The organism is Rhizobacter sp. P2_H2 (genome assembly GCF_056403375.1).
In genome coordinates, this window is the sequence record NZ_JBFUFP010000751.1 from 1 (window position 1) to 2722 (window position 2722).

The following is a 2722-nucleotide window of genomic DNA, read 5'->3' on the forward strand; positions in this document are numbered from 1 at the left end:
GTGTGCCGCCGTGCATCAACAAGTACTACATCCTCGACCTGCAGCCGGAGAACTCGCTGATCCGCCATGCGGTCGCGCAGGGCCACCGGGTGTTCGTCGTCAGCTGGCGCAATGCCGACGCGGGCCTGTCGCACCTCGGCTGGGACGACTACATCGAAGACGCGGCGATCCGCGCGATCGACGTGGTGCAGGAGATCACCGGGGCCGAGACGATCAACACACTGGGCTTCTGCGTCGGCGGCACCATCCTCGCCACGGCGCTCGCGGTGCTGGCCGCGCGCGGCCGCAAGCCCGCTGCCAGCATGACGCTGTTGACGACCTTCCTCGACTTCAGCAACACCGGCGTGCTCGACCTGTTCGTCGACGAGGCGATGGTGCAGCTGCGCGAGATGACGCTCGGCCCGGCCAGCCCGAACGGCGGCGGGCTGTTGAAGGGGCAGGAGCTGGCCTCCACCTTCAGCGCGCTGCGCCCGAACGACCTGCTGTGGAACTACGTCGTCGGCAACTACCTGAAGGGCGAGACGCCGCCGGCGTTCGACCTGCTGTACTGGAACAGCGACAGCACCAACCTGCCGGGGCCGATGTACTGCTGGTACCTGCGCAACACCTACCTCGAGAACAACCTGGTGAAGCCGGGCCGCGTGACGGTGTGCGGCGAGAAGCTCGACCTGTCGCGCGTCGACATGCCGACCTATGTGTACGGCTCGCGCGAGGACCACATCGTGCCCTGGGACGCGGCGTACCGGAACACCCAGGTGCTGAAGAAGGCGAAGACGCGCTTCGTGCTGGGGGCGTCCGGCCACATCGCCGGCGTGATCAACCCGCCGGCCAAGAAGAAGCGCAGCCACTGGATCGGACCGGCCCAGGGGTCGCAGCCGGCCAGCGCCGACGCGTGGCTCGCAGCCGCGCAGGAGCACTCCGGCAGCTGGTGGACCGACTGGGACGCCTGGCTGGCTGGCCACGCCGGCAAGCAGCTGCCGGCCCCGAAAAACCCTGGCAGCCGCAGGCACAAGCCGATCGAGCCGGCGCCCGGGCGCTATGTGAAGCAAAAAGCCTGATGTCGATGACTCCGGCTTGACCCCGCGCCCGCAGCGCACCACATTCCGTTCAACATCCCCGTCAACAGGAGACTCCCATGTCCGACATCGTCATCGTCGCCGCCACCCGTACCGCYGTCGGCAAGTTCGGTGGCGCCCTCGCGAAGACGCCGGCCCCCGAGCTCGGCGCGGCCGTCATCGCCGAGCTGCTGAAGCGCGCCAAGCTCAGTGGCGACCAGGTCAACGAGGTCATCCTCGGCCAGGTGCTCACCGCCGRCTCGGGCCAGAACCCGGCGCGCCAGGCCGTCATCAAGAGCGGCCTGCCGCAGGCGGTGCCGGCGCTGACCATCAACGCGGTCTGCGGCTCCGGCCTGAAGGCGGTGATGCTGGCGGCGCAGGCCATCCGCGACGGCGACTCCGAGATCGTGATCGCCGGCGGCCAGGAGAGCATGAGCCTCGCCCCGCATGTGCTGCCGAACTCGCGCGACGGCCAGCGCATGGGCGACTGGAAGCTGGTCGATTCGATGATCACCGACGGCCTGTGGGATGTGTACAACCAGTACCACATGGGCATCACCGCCGAGAACGTCGCGAAGAAGTTCGGCGTGAGCCGCGAGGCGCAGGACGCGCTGGCGCTGGCCTCGCAGCAGAAGGCGGCCGCCGCGCAGGATGCCGGCCGCTTCAAGGACGAGATCGTGGCCTTCAGCATCGCGCAGAAGAAGGGCGACCCGATCGTGTTCGCCGCCGACGAGTTCATCAACCGCAAGACCAATGCCGAGGCGCTGGCGGGCCTGCGCCCGGCCTTCGACAAGGCCGGTGGCGTGACGGCCGGCAATGCGTCGGGCCTGAACGACGGCGCGGCCGGCGTGGTCGTGATGACCGCGAAGAAGGCCGACCAGCTGGGGCTGACGCCGCTCGCGCGCATCAAGAGCTACGCGACCGTGGCGCTCGATCCGGCCTTCATGGGGATCGGGCCGGTGCCGGCCTCGCAGAAGGCGCTGCAGCGGGCCGGCTGGAAGCCCTCCGACCTCGACCTGCTCGAGATCAACGAAGCCTTCGCGGCGCAGGCCTGCGCGGTGAACAACGAGATGGGCTGGGACACAAGCAAGGTGAACGTCAACGGCGGCGCGATCGCGATCGGGCACCCCATCGGTGCATCCGGCTGCCGCATCCTGGTGACGCTGCTGCACGAGATGCAGCGCCGCAACGCGAAGAAGGGCATCGCGAGCCTGTGCATCGGCGGTGGCATGGGTGTTGCCTTGACGGTCGAGCGTTGAAAGTTAAGCCAGGGTGAGCCCAGGGCGAACCCCGGTTGACGCCGCACCCGGGCGCGACGACGCTCGGGTGTCTGCACACCTTTTTCAGGAGAGAAAAAAATGACTCAGAAGATCGCCTACGTCACCGGAGGCATGGGCGGCATCGGCACCACGATGTGCCAGCGCCTGCACAAGGACGGCTTCACCGTCGTGGCGGGCTGCGGTCCGAGCCGCGATTTCACCAAATGGCTGAACGAGCAGAAGGCGCTGGGCTACACCTTCCATGCGTCGGTCGGCAATGTCGGCGACTGGGATTCCACCGTCTCGGCGTTCCAGAAGACCAAGGCCGAGCTGGGCTCGATCGACGTGCTGGTCAACAACGCCGGCATCACGCGCGACGGCATGTTCCGCAAGATGAGCCGCGCCGAC

Annotated in this window: 3 protein-coding genes; all 3 read left to right on the top strand. The window is 68.0% G+C overall.

What is annotated here, in order from left to right; genetic code table 11:
• The coding region (locus AC1D15_RS25735; protein WP_477828225.1) for an alpha/beta fold hydrolase at positions 1–1058 on the top strand (1058 nt) is incomplete at its 5' end.
• Between the two features lie 77 nt (positions 1059–1135).
• Positions 1136–2314: an acetyl-CoA C-acetyltransferase gene (locus AC1D15_RS25740; RefSeq protein ID WP_477828226.1), complete on the top strand. Its 1179-nt coding sequence runs from the start codon at positions 1136–1138 to the stop codon at positions 2312–2314.
• 99 nt (positions 2315–2413) lie between these two features.
• Positions 2414–2722: SDR family NAD(P)-dependent oxidoreductase (locus AC1D15_RS25745; protein WP_477828227.1), on the top strand; the 309-nt coding region annotated here is incomplete at its 3' end.